The 13134-nt window shown below is 40.2% G+C and carries 10 protein-coding genes; 6 read left to right on the top strand and 4 right to left on the bottom strand.

Annotation, left to right across the window (positions count from 1 at the left end):
* Positions 1 to 127: 127 nt before the first annotated feature.
* Entirely contained in the window at positions 128 to 853 is a 726-nt protein-coding gene (recO, locus tag GO621_RS09835) for a DNA repair protein RecO (RefSeq protein WP_157566507.1), read from the bottom strand.
* 240 nt (positions 854 to 1093) lie between these two features.
* On the opposite strand from recO, the gene ileS reads away from it, so the two are divergent.
* From ileS to GO621_RS09815, 4 genes are all read left to right on the top strand, one after another.
* Positions 1094 to 4450 (top strand): isoleucine--tRNA ligase, encoded by a 3357-nt coding sequence (ileS, locus tag GO621_RS09830; RefSeq protein WP_157566505.1) that lies wholly within the window; start codon positions 1094 to 1096, stop codon positions 4448 to 4450.
* A complete protein-coding gene (locus tag GO621_RS09825; protein ID WP_157566503.1) occupies positions 4440 to 4829 on the top strand; it encodes a TraR/DksA family transcriptional regulator in 390 nt (129 codons plus the stop codon). The genes ileS and GO621_RS09825 overlap by 11 nt, the downstream gene beginning before the upstream one ends.
* The gene (locus GO621_RS09820) at positions 4829 to 5434 is read left to right on the top strand and encodes a lipoprotein signal peptidase (RefSeq protein WP_157566501.1); all 606 of its coding nucleotides are present in this window, start codon (positions 4829 to 4831) and stop codon (positions 5432 to 5434) included. The genes GO621_RS09825 and GO621_RS09820 overlap by 1 nt, the downstream gene beginning before the upstream one ends.
* Positions 5435 to 5686: 252 nt before the next feature.
* Entirely contained in the window at positions 5687 to 6373 is a 687-nt protein-coding gene (locus GO621_RS09815) for an SIMPL domain-containing protein (protein WP_157566499.1), read from the top strand.
* 45 nt (positions 6374 to 6418) lie between these two features.
* Here GO621_RS09815 and GO621_RS09810 read toward each other — a convergent pair whose 3' ends face one another.
* On the bottom strand, positions 6419 to 6646 hold the full coding sequence (locus GO621_RS09810; RefSeq protein WP_157566497.1) for a hypothetical protein: 228 nt from the start codon (positions 6644 to 6646) through the stop codon (positions 6419 to 6421).
* 322 nt (positions 6647 to 6968) lie between these two features.
* On the opposite strand from GO621_RS09810, the gene GO621_RS09805 reads away from it, so the two are divergent.
* Entirely contained in the window at positions 6969 to 9764 is a 2796-nt protein-coding gene (locus GO621_RS09805) for a M16 family metallopeptidase (protein WP_157566495.1), read from the top strand.
* 302 nt (positions 9765 to 10066) lie between these two features.
* Here the strand turns inward: GO621_RS09805 and GO621_RS09800 are convergent, their stop codons facing one another.
* Together GO621_RS09800 and serS are read right to left on the bottom strand one after the other, a co-directional pair.
* Positions 10067 to 10510, bottom strand: a complete 444-nt coding sequence (locus GO621_RS09800; RefSeq protein WP_157566493.1) for a PepSY-like domain-containing protein — start codon at positions 10508 to 10510, stop codon at positions 10067 to 10069.
* A 482-nt stretch (positions 10511 to 10992) separates the two neighbouring features.
* Positions 10993 to 12264, bottom strand: coding sequence for a serine--tRNA ligase (gene serS / locus GO621_RS09795; protein WP_157566491.1), 1272 nt, complete (start codon positions 12262 to 12264; stop codon positions 10993 to 10995).
* A 138-nt stretch (positions 12265 to 12402) separates the two neighbouring features.
* On the opposite strand from serS, the gene rsmI reads away from it, so the two are divergent.
* The gene (gene rsmI / locus GO621_RS09790) at positions 12403 to 13074 is read left to right on the top strand and encodes a 16S rRNA (cytidine(1402)-2'-O)-methyltransferase (RefSeq protein WP_157566489.1); all 672 of its coding nucleotides are present in this window, start codon (positions 12403 to 12405) and stop codon (positions 13072 to 13074) included.
* The last annotated feature ends 60 nt before the right edge of the window (positions 13075 to 13134 follow it).

Here is a 13134-nt window from a genome sequence, read left to right as displayed (position 1 = left end):
ATTCTTATTAGATTATTTGCGATACCTGCTTCGGAAAATAAATTGCACAGTATAGATATTGAAACAGTTGCAGGATATGAGTTTTGTTTTGTAAGATAAACGCCTTAATCCTTCAAATATCTTTGTTTTATCCCAACACTTCTTCCAGTATTTCATGCGATTTGATTTGCCCGAAACTATCAATATGCAATGCATAATATTCGATCATTCGATCCAAGAGAAAACGACGGACATCATTTGGTAGTTTAATTTCAACCAAATCTTCAAAACTTTTGCCGATTAGTAAATTGAAATATTGTGTATAAGGCGGCGCTAAATACAAGTTATGTTCTGGTTTTAAAGTGATAAACAAACCATCTTTCAAATCAAAATAAGCTGCATTTTCTGCTTCATTTCGTTCGGGATGAAAACCTAAATACCGGCTCAGCTGCAATAAAAACAGCAGATGAAAGTTCGCCAAACCAAGTTCTTGGTTGTCCAGCCATTCTACCGCATAAAAAATAAAATTGAACAGGTTTGGATCGGTTTCCTGCTGCCGTACTGCTTTGTAAACCACTTCATTTAAAAAAATAACCAGCGAACTTTTAATTACATCATAAGGAACAGTTTTTAAAACCGGTGCATTTTTCAATTCGGTTACCCGCTGAATGTTTCCATTTGGTTTATGGTAAGCTACCATTTCCAGCAGATGAAGCGGCTGCAACATGCTCCTGCTAATCTTCGCCCTCGGCTTTTTAACGCCATTAATTAAGTAGGACTGCAGCCCGAATTTCTCCGTAAAAACCTGCACAATCACGCTGCTTTCGCTGTAATCTGTGGTTTTAAATACAATGCCGCGCGTTTTGTGTAACATCCTCCTAAACTAAAACAATCCGTTATAAAAACACATACTTCTTTTACCGGCAAAAAATTAGTGTTGGGCAAGGTTTTTCAAGTATTCTCCTTTGGGGAGGATTTAGGTGAGGACACTGTTTTTATGCTGATAAAAGAAGCATAAATTAATTTTTTTACTTCAATTTGTTTACATTAAAAGGCTAAAAATTCAGCTGAAATCCGTATTTTCGCACCTCAAAAATCTGAGGTAAACGTATTGATGTACAAGGAATATAAGCAGCTTAACCTGCCGGAACTCGGAAACGAAATTCTGGAATTCTGGAAGCAGAACAACATCTTCGAAAAAAGTATCAGCAGCCGCCCGGCAAGCAAACCTTACACTTTTTATGAAGGCCCGCCTTCGGCAAACGGTATGCCTGGCATTCACCACGTGATGGCGCGTTCTATTAAAGATATTTTTTGCAGATATAAAACGCTGAAAGGTTTTCAGGTTAAACGTAAAGGCGGCTGGGACACGCATGGTTTGCCAATTGAACTTGCCGTTGAAAAAGCTTTAGGCATTACCAAAGACGACATCGGCAAAAAGATTTCTATCGAAGATTATAATGCCGAATGCCGAAAAGAGGTAATGAAATATACGGATGTTTGGAACGACATGACCGAAAAAATGGGTTATTGGGTTGATCTGGAAGATCCGTACATCACTTACAAAAACGAATACATTGAAACGCTTTGGTGGATTTTAAAGGAGTTTTACAAAAAAGGCTATCTGTACAAAGGTTATACTGTCCAGCCATATTCGCCTGCTGCCGGAACAGGTTTAAGTTCGCATGAACTGAACCAGCCCGGAACTTACCGTAATGTTAAAGATACTTCTATTACGGCAGAATTTCATCTGATCAACAATCAAATCCATCCGTTAATTCCGGTTTTGTTTGAGGAAGAAACGGAAGATACTGCTATTTTAGCCTGGACTACTACGCCATGGACTTTGCCATCCAATTGTGCGCTGGCCGTTGGCGATAACATTACTTATGTAAAAATCCGAACATTCAATCCTTACACTTACGCGCCGGTTAGCGTGGTTTTGGCGAAGGACCTGATCAATCAATACTTTAAAAAAGAAGGTGAGAATGCTTCTTTTACCGGTTATAAATCGGGAGATAAAATTATTCCCTGGGAAATTGCTGCCGAATTTAAAGGTGCAGAATTAGTGGGTTTGCGTTATCATCAATTAATGCCTTATGTTGATAACGAAGATCTGGAGCAAAATGCTTTCCGCGTTATTCCCGGTGATTTTGTTACGACGGATGACGGAACTGGTATCGTTCACACCGCTTCTATTTTCGGAGCGGATGACTTTCGGGTTGCGCGTGCAAACGGCGTTCCTTCGGTTTTAGTAAAAGATGAAAACGGCAAAGAAGTTCCGTTAGTGAACAAACAAGGCCGTTTTGTTGATGAAGTAACCGATTTTGCCGGACGTTTTGTAAAAGAAGAATATTACAGCGATGCCGAACGTGCTGATCCCGATTTTAAACCGACTGATGTTTTAATCGCCATCAAATTAAAAGAAGACAACAAAGCGTTCGACGTAAAAAAATACGAGCACAGTTACCCACATTGCTGGCGCACGGATAAACCGGTTTTATATTATCCGCTGGATAGCTGGTTTATTAAAACTACGGCGGTTAAAGAACGAATGGTGGAACTGAATAAAACCATTAACTGGAAACCGGAATCAACCGGAACCGGAAGGTTTGGAAACTGGCTGGAAAATTTGGTTGACTGGAACCTTTCCCGTTCCCGTTACTGGGGAACACCGCTTCCAATATGGCGGACAGAAGATGGTTCAGAAGAAATTTGCATTGGTTCGATTAAGGATCTGAAAAACGAAATCCAGAAATCTATCGATGCTTCTTTTATGCCACAAAACTTTGTGTTGGAAGATCTGCATCGTCCGTTTGTTGATGATGTTATTCTGGTTTCTTCAACCGGTAAAAAAATGTTCCGCGAACCGGATTTAATCGACGTTTGGTTTGATTCTGGTGCGATGCCTTATGCGCAACATCATTTTCCTTTTGAAAACAAAGAAGCTTTTACCAACTCTTTCCCTGCTGATTTTATTGCAGAAGGTGTTGACCAAACCCGTGGCTGGTTTTTTACGCTGCATGCCATTGCCGTAATGCTGATGGATTCTGTTGCTTATAAAAATGTCGTTTCCAACGGTTTGGTACTTGATAAAAACGGCAACAAAATGAGCAAGCGTTTGGGCAACGCTGTCGATCCGTTTAAAACATTGGAACAATATGGCCCGGATGCTACGCGCTGGTACATGATCAGCAATGCATCACCCTGGGACAATTTAAAATTTAACCTGGAAGGTTTGGATGAAGTGCGCCGCAAGTTTTTCGGCACGCTTTACAACACTTACTCTTTCTTTGCTTTATACGCCAACATCGATAATTTCGAGTACGAAGAAGCTGATATCGAATTGCAAAACCGACCTGAAATTGACCGCTGGATTTTATCGCTATTAAATACTTTAAGTGCAGAAGTTGATGGTTTTTATGCTGATTTTGAACCGACAAAAGCAGCACGCGCCATTCAGGATTTTGTGGATGCGCATTTAAGCAACTGGTATGTTCGGCTAAGCCGCCGCCGTTTTTGGAAAGGTGATTACAGCGAAGATAAACTTTCTGCTTATCAAACTTTATACACTTGTTTGGTTACGATTGCCAAGCTGATGTCGCCAATTGCGCCGTTTTTTGCGGAGCGTTTGTTTTGCGATTTGAATGGCATCACCAATAAAGAAAAGAGAGAATCGGTACATCTGGCCGATTTTCCGCTTTATCATCCTGATTTGGTTGATAAAGAACTGGAAGAACGGATGCAACTGGCGCAGGATATTTCGTCGTTAACGCTTTCACTTCGTAAAAAAGTTGGCATCAATGTTCGCCAGCCTTTAAGCAAGATTTTATTGCCAATCCTGAACCCGCATTTTCAGCAGCAAATTGAGCAGGTGAAAGAACTGATCCTGTCGGAAACCAATATCAAAAATATTGAATACATTACCGACAATGCTTCTTTTATCAGCAAAAAAATCAAACCTAATTTTAAAGCATTAGGCAAAAAAGTTGGGAAAGATATGAAACTGGTGGCGGAAGCAATCGGAAAATTTAGTCCGGAAGATATTAACAAATTAGAACAAAGCGGTCAGATCCTCATACCTGATACTTCCTACTTGTTACTCTCCTCCGAAGTAGAAATTACCGCCGAAGATGTACCCGGATGGCAGGTTGCATCACTTGGTAAACTAACAGTTGCGCTGGATGTAGCTTTAACAGAAGAGTTGAAACAGGAAGGCGTATCGCGCGAATTGGTTAACCGTATCCAAAATTTACGTAAAAGTAACGGATTGGAAGTAACCGACAGGATAAATATACGTATTGAAGACAAACCTATTGTTACACAGGCCGTCAGAAATAATTTATCCTATATTTGCGCCGAAATTTTAGCAGCAGATCTAGTACTCGATACACAATTAAGTGAGGGCGAAAAAGTGATGATTAACGATGAGGAATTATTAATTGATATAAAAAAGTATAATGAAAACTGAACAAAACGAAAAAACCAGGTACTCTGATGCTGAACTAAAAGAATTTAAAGATATTATTTTAGAAAAGCTTAGGATAGCCAAACAAGAACTAAACAATTTAACTTCTTCTTTAAGCAGTCCGAATTCTAACGGAACAGACGATACTTCTGGCACTTATAAAACATTGGAAGACGGCTCTGCAACACTCGAAAAAGAACAGATTAACCAGCTGGCTGCCCGTCAGAAAAAATTTATAGAACAACTGGAAGCAGCTTTAGGACGAATTGAAAACAGGACTTACGGCATTTGCCGCGAAACCGGAAAACTGATCCCAAAAGAACGTTTGCGCGCCGTACCGCACACCACGCTGAGTATGGAAGCCAAAATGAAACAGTATTAATGAAAGCCACTTATACAAAGCCTTTTTTAATTGCCGCTTTTATTGTACTGGCAGATCAAATCCTGAAAACGTGGGTGCACACAAACATGTATATTGGCCAGGAAATAAAGCTGTTAGGCAACAGGGGCTTTTTGCATTATACCGAAAATAACGGAATGGCTTTTGGCTGGGAATTAGGTGGCGAAGCCGGAAAGTATGCGTTAACATTGTTTCGCATACTGGCCGTTTCTGGTATTGCTTACGGATTGGTTTACCTGATCCGGCACAAATACCATCGTGGCCTCATTATCAACATTGCGCTTATTTTTGCCGGCGCTTTGGGCAATATCATTGATTCGGCTTTTTATGGCATCATGTATCATTATGCACCTTTGTTTCAAGGCCGTGTAGTCGATATGTTTTATTTTCCGCTGCTAACGGGCATTTTTCCACCGTGGGTCCCAATTTGGGGCGGAGAAGAATACATTTTTTTCAGGCCGGTTTTTAACCTGGCCGATGCTGCCATTTCTATTGGTGTAGTGCTGATTTTGCTTAATCAAAAGAAGTATTTTAAAGAAGATATTAAAGAAGAACCACAGCCAAACAGCGAAATTGTAGAAGAATAATATGTTAGACATCAGCTAAAAAACGTAAAAAGCCGGACTAATTGTTCCGGCTTTTTACGTTTTTAGCTTTTTATGCTGATTACTTTTATCAACTATTTTAATGCTTCTTTTACCGGCATAAAAATAGTATGTACATTTATTACAATATTTTTAAGGCTGAGCAGCAATGTTTTATACTGCAATTGAATAAAAAATGGAATTTCCTTGCTACCAAATGCGCAAACGCCCGTCTATGCAATAAATCTATCAATCATGAAAAAGCTATTACTTCTGCTATTACTTTCCACAATAAGTCCTGTTATTTTTGCCCAAAGTGTTGATCTGCGGAGAAAAATCCAGGTTACCGGCAGCGCCGAAACAGAAATTACGCCGGATATTATTTACTTCAGTATTTCACTGAAAGAATATCTGAACGGAAAAAACAAAGTAAGCATCAGCACTTTAGAGCAACAATTACAAAAAGCCATAAATACTGCAGGCATTCCAAAAGCTGATTTTACCATCAACAATATATCATCCTATAATTATATTCCTGAGAAAAAGAAGAACGCTGATTTTCTTGCCTCCAAACAATACCGTTTAAAATTGCACGATTTAAATAAAATCAATCAGATTTTAGATGCTGTAGATGATAAAGGCATAGAATCTACCGGAATTGATGGTTACGATTATTCAGGAATTGAACAATTAAAAAACGAGCTAAAGTTGAAAGCTTTAAAAGCAGCCCAAGCTAAAGCAACTTTTTTGTTAAGCGGAATTGGTGAAAAATTAGGCGGTGCTATTGATATTCAGGAAATCAATAACGAACCGATGCAACAACCTGTTTTTCGGCCTATGATGATGAAGGCTGCCAGCGCAGAAGCAACAGAACCAGATATTGATTTTAAAAAGATTAAGCTGAATTATCAAGTGCAGGCTGTTTTTGAGATTGTAAAGTAGGAGAAGTTTATAAATACTTGTACAATCGCTTTAACCCTTTAAGCCTCATTCAAAAAACGCTTTGGCATCAACCGTTGTAAGTTTGCCGGCTTTTAGTAAATCAGCTTGTTTAAAGGCACTTAGCAAATGCTTTTCTTCCTGGGTAAGCTTTTGAAGCTGATTTTCTACTGGCTTATCCGTTACCATTTTTGCCTTGTCTCCTAATTGCTTGGCTAACTTGGCCAATATTTTCAGATTTTTAGGGTTATTGCTTTCGATTATTAAAGATGCCATTTACTTCTCTTTTTTACACAAATTTAAGTAAATTTATTTCCTGCTTTAATCCGTATAAATTTTATGCTGGTAAAAGAAGCATGGGCGATTGTATGTTTGTTTAGATACAATATATGGGACAGTAACTATCAACAATTTTCAGTGAATGCTGAAGACTTTCCAAGCTTAAAAAGCTGAAGAAATTGCTTTTAAGGTTAAAGGATTTAACCAAGTATTTATTGTTGTTAAAATTACACGAAATTAAAGTTATATTTTGTTTGTAATAAATCACTTACAATATTATATTGCCTCTTAATCAACATTAACATAAATCATTAACCACATGGTAATCATTAAAAAGGCTATACTGCTTAGTGCTGCCCTGGCAGCGTTTGCATTGCCGGTAAGCGCACAAAAAACACCGGTAAAAAAAGCACCGGCAGTTCATGCTGCCAGCGTAACTGCACCTGTTAAAGTAACTACTGTTGAAGGCATTACCGAATACCGGCTTGGCAATGGTTTAAGGGTTTTGCTTTTTCCTGATCAGACTAAACAAACGGCTACGGTAAACATCACTTATTTAGTAGGTTCTAAGTTTGAAAATTATGGCGAAACCGGGATGGCGCACTTGCTGGAACACATGGTTTTTAAAGGCACACCAAAGCACCGCAATATCCCGCAGGAATTAAGTGCGCACGGCGCTAATCCAAATGGCACTACCTGGCTGGACCGCACTAATTATTTTGAAACTTTTAGCGCTACAGATGAGAACATGAACTGGGCGCTCGATCTGGAAGCAGACCGGATGGTCAATTCTTTTATTGCCAAGGCCGATCTGGATAAAGAGTTTACCGTGGTGCGCAACGAGATGGAATCCGGCGAGAACAGCCCGGAAAGAATTTTGGAGGAGCGCATGATGTCAACTGCGTACCTGTGGCATAACTATGGTAAATCAACCATTGGTAACCGCGCTGATGTAGAATTGGTACCGATTGACCGGCTACAGGCTTTTTACCATAAATTTTATCAGCCCGACAATTCTGTGCTTACTGTTGCCGGTAAGTTTGACCCGGCTAAAGTATTAACGATTATCAACCAAAAATTTGGCACTATCCCTAAACCTACCCGAGTATTACCAGCTATTTATACCGTTGAGCCTACACAGGACGGGGAACGCAGTGTTACTTTACGCCGCGTAGGAGACATACAATTAGTAAGTACGCTTTACCACATCCCCTCAGGCTCACATCCCGATTTTCAGCCCATCGAAGTACTGCAAGGCTTGCTAACCGATGTACCTTCCGGGCGGTTATATAAAAAACTGGTTGAAACTAAAAAGGCCAGCAGGGTTTCGGGAGAAGATTATGAAACCAAAGATCCGGGCGTGGCTATGTTCAGCGCAACCTTGCCTAAGGATAAAGACCTGAACGAAGCCCGGGATATTTTGATTAATACGGTAGAAAACTTCTCCGCAGAGAAACCAACAGAGCAGGACGTGGACCGGATCAAAACCAAGTACCTTAAAAATATCGAGCTTCAGCTTAACTCTTCCGAACAGATTGGTTTAGGGTTAAGCGAGTATATTGCACAAGGCGACTGGCGGCTGCTTTTTTACCAGCGCGATCAGTTGAAAAAAGTTTCTGCTGCCGATGTTGTACGGGTAGCAGATAAATACTTTAAAGCATCTAACCGTACCATGGGTACGTTTATACCTACCGAAAAACCGGAACGTGCAGAAATTCCTCCTGCACCAAACCTGGCTGCTTTGTTAAATGGTTATACCGGCTCGCAAAATATTGCACAAGGCGAAGCTTTTGATGCCACACCTGCTAATATACAAAGCCGGTTAACTACCAGTAAAATAGGTGGTATTACCGTTAACATGCTGACTAAGAAAAACCGCGGAGAAGCTGTAAATGCTTTATTAACCTTCCGTTTCGGAAACGAAAGCAACCTGCAAGGCAAAGGCATGGCGCCAAGCTTTACAGCAGCCATGTTAAACAAAGGCACTAAAAATAAAACCCGCCAGCAGATTCAGGATGAATTGGATAAACTGAAAGCCCGCGTTAATTTCGGCGGCGATGCTTCAGCAATTACGGCTAATATTGAAACAACACACGAAAACCTGCCCGCTGTGATCAAACTGGTGGCTGAAATGCTGAAAGAACCGGCTTTTCCATCAGCAGAACTTGATAAATTAAAATCAGACCGGATTACCGCGCTGGAAGCACAGCGCAGGGAACCTACCAATATTGCTGTATTAGAACTGCAGCGCTATGCAAGCCCTTACACTAAGGACGATCCTCGTTACGTACGCAGCATAGATGAATCTGTAGCGGCAATTAATGATGTAAAAGAAAGCGATGTCAAAAACTTTTATAAAGACTTTTACGGCGCATCAAACGGTTATATGACCGTTGTTGGCGATTTTGATGCCGCACCGGTAAAAGCTTTAATTACCAGTGAATTTGCCGACTGGAAAAGCCCGCAGCCTTATAGCCGCCTGGTATCAAAATTCAAAACCTATCCGGCCATCAACAAAAAAATTGAGACTCCCGACAAAGCAAATGCTTTCTTTTTTGCGATGACGCCAGTTAAACTAAGCATGAAAGATGCAGATTATCCGGCTATGATTATGGCTGATTATATGATTGGTGGCGGTTTCCTAAATTCCAGGTTAGCTGCCCGGATCCGTCAGAAAGAAGGCATTAGTTATGGTGTAGGTTCCAGTTTCAATGCTGGCTATTTTGATCAGAATAATGGTATGTTTTTAACGTATGCCATTTATGCGCCCGAAAATGCAAAACGCTTAGATGCTGCTTTTAAAGAAGAAATTGATAAAGTAGCCAAAGATGGTTTTACCGAACAGGAACTTACAGAAGCTAAAAAAGGCTTTCTGCAATCGCGGCAGGTAACCCTGGCACAGGACGCATCGCTGGCCAGCACGTTGAACAATTATAGTTATTATGGCGAGAAAATTGCTTTCTGGCAAAAAATGGATGATGAAATCAGCAAGCTTACTTCACAGCAGGTGAACAATGCGGTTAAGAAATATCTGAACAGCAGCAATATCAGCATTGTAAAAGCCGGTGATTTTGATAAAAAACCAACCCCGGCAACTGCTCCATCCGGAAAATAATATTTGCCGGATCCTTTTAAAAACCCGTAGCTGCTTTGGTTACGGGTTTTTTGTTTAGGCAATATTTATTATAATTACGGCCAGCTATTACTGAAGTTGTTTAAACTTTTTTTGGGTTGATGCTTCTTTTATCACCTAAAAATGTTGTACTTGTTTTTGATTGATTTAAGTGGATGCAAATACCAATTTTTACCCGGTAAAAGAAGCAGAAGATTTAGCATGACAGGATTTGTAAAAGCGCTTTATTCAAAGCCTAAGAAAAAAGAATGATACCGGGGACGAACAGACCAATCTAAAAAACATTAATCAGCAACTTCTTTTATAAATTTACCATCCGAAGTGTACCACAAGGTAGCATCAGGTGTTCCGTCAAGGCCAATTTTATAAGTGATCTTCCCTGCCGTATTGATCCATTCCACATCATCAATGGTTGCTTTTGGATATCTGGATCTAATGTTATCAGCAATAGTTTTCGGAAGTGATGAATTAGGAATATCTTTCCCGTAAGATACAGTTTTGCCTGCCGGCGTATAAGTTGCTTTGTGGTCAACTTTTCCCAGATCAAATGATACCTTGTAGTTTGAACCGGATCTTTTCCAATCAATGTCACTGGCATTAGGATATTGTTTGCTAAATGCCGCTTTAACTACAGCAGGAACGTCTTTTGTTTTGATATCCTGTGCCTTGCTGATGGCCAATCCTCCAATCAGAAAGCATATAGCCAGGCATAATTTTCTGTATTTCATTTCTAATCAACAGACGATTATTTGTATGGTTTTTAAAATCGGTTTAAATCATGAATGGTCAATCTATTGGTAATAAATGAAATGAGAAAGTGAGTACCTGTTTAAATCGATACCATCAAAATGTCCATGCTTCTTTGAGCCTGTTTAAAATTTATTCCATATTTTTTTGTATGCTTCTTTTTTTGGCTAAAGCCGCTACCTGCGTTTATATCACCCACGGCCTGAAGGCCGTGGCAATTTTAAAGCCTGGTTTTACGACAGGTTTTTGTTTGTTATGCTGAATTGTACCTGTTCAGACAGAACATTCCTTCATTTTCAAATGTGGTTGCCACGGCCTTCAGGCCGTGTATAAAGGATAACCGGCAACAGGCTTTAGCCAAAAAAAATAAAAAATGAGGGCATTAAAAGAGCATCAAACAAAAGGACAAAATTTAAACAGCTTCTTTTACTCCTATAAAAATTGTGTTGGTATCAAAACACTATCAGTCAATCCACTCAAACTTAGTATAAGGCACTAAAACCTCCGGGATTTTAATACCGTTCTCCGTCTGGTTATTTTCCAGCAACGTAGCAACAATACGCGGCAAAGCCAATGCACTGCCGTTTAAAGTATGCGCCAGTTGGTTTTTACCTTCGCTATTACGAAAACGTAATTTTAAACGGTTGCTCTGAAAAGTTTCAAAGTTGGAAACAGAAGAAACTTCCAGCCAGCGTTGCTGTGCCGCGCTCCAGGTTTCCATATCATAAGTTAAGGCGGAAGTAAAACCCATGTCGCCGCCACATAAACGCAGCACGCGGTAAGGCAAACCTAATTTTTGCAGCAGTGATTGTACATGCAGGCTCATTTCCTCCAAAATCTCATAAGATTTTTCGGGATGGGCAACCTGTACCACTTCAACTTTATCAAACTGGTGCAAACGATTTAAACCACGAACATGTGCGCCGTAAGAACCTGCTTCCCGGCGAAAGCAGGGCGTATAACCACAATTTTTAACCGGCAGTTCTTCTTCCTTTAAAATTACATCACGGTACAAATTGGTCATTGGCACTTCGGCTGTCGGGATCAAAAATAATTTATCTTCTCCCACAAAATACATTTGTCCTTCTTTATCTGGCAATTGCCCCGTTCCAAAACCGGAAGCTTCGTTTACCATTAAAGGCAACATGCGTTCATCGTAACCTGCTTTTTCGGCTTCATCCAGAAAGAAAGCAATCAGCGCACGTTGCAGTTTGGCGCCTTTTCCTTTATAAACCGGGAAACCGGCGCCGGTAATTTTTACACCTAATTCAAAATCAATTAAATTATATTTTGCAGCCAATTCCCAATGCGGCAAGGCATTTTCGGGCAAATTTGGTTTCTCGCCGTTCTCTAAAACCACTTCATTTTCTTCGGCCGTACTTCCTTTAGGCACAGAAATATGTGGTAAATTAGGCAGTAAAAAAAGCTTTTGCTGCTGTTCATTTTCCAGCGCAGCCAAATCCTCGCCCAAACTTTTGATCTCGTTTTTCCAGTTTGAAGTCTGATTTTTAATCGCTTCGGCTTCTTCTTTTTTGCCGCTGCGCATCAGTTCGCCTATTTTTTTTGCTGCGGAATTTGCTTCTGCCGAAACCTGCTCTAACCGGGTTTGTGTTGAACGGCGTTTTTCATCCAAAGTAATAATTTCATCAACCAGTTCCGGTTGTTTAAAATTTCTTACAGACAAACGTTCCAAAACCTTTTCCCTGTTTTCGCGGATATAACTAACTTGCAGCATTATTTTAATTTTTCAGCAAAGATAGTGGTCGGTTGCCGGTTTTCTGTTGCCGGTTGCGAGTTTTTTGGCGAAGAAATATCATGCGTTTAATGAATACCCAGAACTGACAACAGGCAACTTACCACTGGCAACCGAACAATGAACGGCAAACTTTACCTCGTACCCACGCCAATTGGCAATTTGGAAGACATGACTTTTCGCGCCATCCGCATATTAAAAGAAGCCGATCTGATCCTGGCGGAAGATACGCGAACATCTGCACCGATGCTAAAACATTTCGGCATTACCGGAAAAGTTTTCTCGCACCATCAGCATAACGAACATCAATCCACACAGGAAATTATGAAGTTTTTAGCTGAGGGAAAGCAAATTGCACTGATTTCTGATGCCGGAACGCCAGCGATTTCTGATCCGGGCTTTTACTTGGTCCGCGAAGCTTTAAAAAATGGTTTTCCGGTAGAATGTCTGCCTGGCGCAACCGCTTTTGTTCCGGCACTGGTAAATTCAGGCTTGCCAAACGACCGTTTTATTTTTGAAGGATTTTTACCGGTTAAAAAAGGCAGGCAAACGCGTTATTTAAGTTTGAAGGAAGAAGAACGGACGATGATCTTTTATGAATCGCCGCACCGATTACTCAAAACTTTGGACGAAATGATCACGCATTTCGGTGCAGAAAGATTAGCTTCCGTTTCACGGGAATTAACTAAACTATTTGAAGAAACCGTTCGAGGAACGCTAACCGAAATTAAAACTTACTACAAAACACATCCGGTAAAAGGCGAATTTGTTATTGTTGTTAATGGTTTATAGATTATGGTTCATTGTTAATAGTTCATTGTTAATGGTTAATAGTTCATGGTTAATAGATCA

Source organism: Mucilaginibacter arboris (genome assembly GCF_009754915.1).
GTDB classification, from domain to species: domain Bacteria; phylum Bacteroidota; class Bacteroidia; order Sphingobacteriales; family Sphingobacteriaceae; genus Mucilaginibacter_A; species Mucilaginibacter_A arboris.
This window is presented reverse-complemented; position numbering and strand designations above follow the sequence as displayed.